At 37.4% G+C, this 2,772-nt stretch carries 3 protein-coding genes; 1 reads left to right on the top strand and 2 read right to left on the bottom strand.

Going from position 1 to position 2,772, the window contains the following annotated elements; genetic code table 11:
* Positions 1 to 160: 160 nt before the first annotated feature.
* Positions 161 to 1,630: an NADH-quinone oxidoreductase subunit N gene (locus tag NZ519_13525; protein MCS7029774.1), complete on the bottom strand. Its 1,470-nt coding sequence runs from the start codon at positions 1,628 to 1,630 to the stop codon at positions 161 to 163.
* 183 nt (positions 1,631 to 1,813) lie between these two features.
* Between NZ519_13525 and mazG the strand changes: the two genes are divergently transcribed.
* Positions 1,814 to 2,626 carry a nucleoside triphosphate pyrophosphohydrolase gene (gene mazG / locus NZ519_13520; protein ID MCS7029773.1) on the top strand — a complete coding sequence of 271 codons (813 nt, stop codon included), beginning with the start codon at positions 1,814 to 1,816 and terminating at the stop codon, positions 2,624 to 2,626.
* Here the strand turns inward: mazG and NZ519_13515 are convergent.
* The coding region (locus tag NZ519_13515; protein ID MCS7029772.1) for a hypothetical protein at positions 2,572 to 2,772 on the bottom strand (201 nt) is incomplete at its 5' end. The two genes, mazG and NZ519_13515, sit on opposite strands and share 55 nt — an antisense overlap.

The following is a 2,772-nucleotide window of genomic DNA, read 5'->3' as shown; positions in this document are numbered from 1 at the left end:
AGCGTAGCCCGCAGCACGCCGACCTTGTGGGCATGAGCGCAGCGAAACGCCCACAAGGGCACGCCCAAAAAATTAAATTAAACATATAATTAAGCTCAATCAACTCATTTTGTACAGAAACATACAATTATGTTTGATACAAAAAATAACTAAATACCCATTACCCTACAAACTGAACAGAGTACAAATACAACTTATTTACCAAATTAAGTATTGGACTGGGATATATCCCAAAAATCACTATACCTGTAACTAAAACGCCCAAAGCTGCATAAGTAAGCCCATCAGGTTCAAAAGGTGTGTGTGTATTTTTTTCATCAGGTCTAACAAAACATATACGGCGGATAACACTCAAATAGTAAAAAGCCGCTGCTACCGAAGTAATAATTCCAATAACAGAAGGAACAAACAATTTGGCTTTAATGGCTGCAGCAAAAACTTGATATTTAGCCATGAAACCTACAAAAGGAGGAATACCTGATAATGCTAACATGCATACTGAAAGTAGAATCGCATAGACAGGTTTTTGATAGTACAAACCTTGTAAGTCTTTATTATTTGTGCTTAGTTTTTCGCCCTCTATCAAAGAAATAACCCCAAAGGCGGTTATGTTCATTAAAGTGTAAGTTATCATATAAAAAACAACAGCTTGAAAGCCCATGTTAGAGTAGGCAGAAAAAGCTAAAAGTACATATCCTGCATGAGCGATACTCGAATAAGCTAAAAGGCGCTTTAAGTTAGTTTGCCGAATAGCCATAAAATTTCCCCATATCATCGTAAGCACAGATACTGCTTGTAAAAGCAAGTTAATTTTAGGAACGGCAGTTATGGCTACAATAAAAAGCATAAGTCCCCAAAAAGCAGCACTTTTAGACGCAGTAGACATAAAGCCTACTAATGGAGTAGGCGCCCCTTGATATACATCAGGTGTCCAAAAATGAAAAGGAAATGCAGAAACCTTAAATAAAAATCCTACCAGTATCAATCCCATTCCTGCGTAAAATAGGGGAGAATAGTGAAGTAAAGCCATATTCATTTTATTGTAGTTTGTACTACCTGAAGCCCCATAAATAAGAGCAATTCCATACAATAAGAACGCAGACGCAAAAGCACCTAGTAAAAAGTATTTAATCCCTGCTTCATTATTCTCTTTACGAGTTTTGATAGCTCCAGCCATAATATACAAACATACAGACATGGTTTCTAAACCAATAAAAGTGATGATCAAGTCGTTAGCGTTAGCTAAAAGTATCATTCCAATTACAGCAAATAAGGTCAATATTGTTATTTCTCCCGTAATACTTTCTTTATATTGTTTCAGTTTTTGAAAATAAGGTACTGCAAAAGCTAAGGTAAAAGCACCTGCAATGCATAAAACTACATGAAACAAAGACGCAATTCCTCTAACTTTGAGCATACCGTTATAGATAGTTACACTGCGGTATATATCGCCTGTTTTGTCATCAAAAGGGAATTCTAAAAGTGCGGATACTAACAAAGACGCTATTCCGATGTAGGGTACTACTATACTTTGGCGGTCTATGGCTTCTGCAATCATTAAAAAAAGTGCCATTACTAATAGTAAAAGTAGTGGTAAGCTTTGTAACAGGTCTAATGTGAGGTTTTCCATAGTTTTGCATGCAATTTACAGTAATTCTTTGAAACAAAGCAAATTTTTATTTTTTGTGGATGTTGTTGAATAGTCTTATTGTGCGCCCCCGCGAAGCGGGGGCGCACAACACAAAACCCCCTTCACTCAAATCAACACACAATTCCCTAACAAACCTTTTGAACTATTACATACCTTTGTAATATGCAACAAAACTTTTTTACCAAAGCAGAAAAAGCTTTTTCACGCTTACTTAACATTGTTAATGAGTTAAGAGAAAAATGCCCTTGGGATAAAGCCCAAACTATAGACTCTATTCGCCACTTGACCATAGAGGAAGTACATGAACTGTCCCAAGCTATTGTACAACAAAATGATGCTGAAATAAAAAAAGAGTTAGGTGATATTTTTTTACACGTTGTTTTTTATGCCAAAATAGCATCAGAAAATCAAAGGTTTGATATTGTAGAAGTTATTGAGAGTCTATGCGAAAAGCTAATACGCAGGCATCCCCACGTTTATGGTCAGGTCAAAGCAGAGACTTCGGATGCTGTCAAACAAAATTGGGAGCAGATAAAACAAAATGAGCAGGATAAAAAAAATTCGGTTTTACAGGGCGTTCCTGACACTTTGCCAAGCTTAATCAAAGCCTATCGCATGCAGGAGAAAGCATCTTTGGTCGGTTTTGATTGGGAAAATGCCGCCCAGGTTTGGCAGAAAGTACAAGAAGAACTTACAGAACTCAAACAAGCGGTAGATAAGCAAAACAAATGTCAGATAGAGCAAGAGTTTGGAGATGTTTTGTTTGCTTTGGTTAATTATGCAAGATTTATAGGTATAAATCCTGATGATGTGTTAGAAAAGACTAACCAGAAATTTAGAAAAAGGTTTGAGTACATAGAGCAGCAAGCACGTTTGAAAAACAAGAAACTCACGGAAATGTCCCTTTTAGAAATGGACACTTATTGGAATGAAGCTAAAAAATTAGATTTATCGGATAATTCCACAGGTAAGTAGATTTTAGATATCAATGATTTTTTTGGGCGTGCCCCTTGCTGACGCAAGGGTCGGGGCATTCCGCACTGTGCTTCGCTTCGGTGCTTCGCTAACGCTTCGCACTGCCTAACGGCATGCTCCATGCCCCTCACGCAGATGACCTGTGC

Source organism: Bacteroidia bacterium (genome assembly GCA_025056095.1).
Lineage (GTDB): Bacteria > Bacteroidota > Bacteroidia > JANWVE01 > JANWVE01 > JANWVE01.
This window is presented reverse-complemented; position numbering and strand designations above follow the sequence as displayed.

Excerpts from the sequence above, each read along its gene's own strand:
- NZ519_13525 (MCS7029774.1), bottom strand. The coding sequence starts at position 1,630 with ATGGAAAACCTCACATTAGACCTGTTACAAAGCTTACCACTACTTTTA.
- mazG (MCS7029773.1), top strand. The coding sequence starts at position 1,814 with ATGCAACAAAACTTTTTTACCAAAGCAGAAAAAGCTTTTTCACGCTTA.